A 261-nucleotide genomic window follows, 5' to 3' on the forward strand; every position below is an offset into this window, starting at 1 on the left:
CCTGATAGCTCAGTTGGTAGAGCACTCGACTGTTAATCGAGTTGTCACAGGTTCGAGTCCTGTTCGGGGAGCCATGTTTTGAATATTTCTGAATTTATATATAAGGTGGCGGCGTAGCTCAGCTGGCTAGAGCGTACGGTTCATACCCGTGAGGTCGGGGGTTCGATCCCCTCTGCCGCTACTCGGAGAGATACCCAAGTGGCTATAAGGGGACCCTCTGCTAAGGGGTTAGACTGCGAAAGTGGTGCGAGGGTTCGAATC

At 52.5% G+C, this 261-nt stretch carries 1 tRNA gene; it reads left to right on the forward strand.

The annotated features are described in order from the left end of the window. Positions 1 to 107 precede the first annotated feature (107 nt). Positions 108 to 181, forward strand: a tRNA-Met gene (locus ACL9RM_RS26745). Positions 182 to 261 lie beyond the last annotated feature (80 nt).

The organism is Paenibacillus sp. S29 (assembly GCF_049319765.1).
Taxonomy (GTDB): Bacteria; Bacillota; Bacilli; order Paenibacillales; family Paenibacillaceae; genus Paenibacillus; species Paenibacillus polymyxa_B.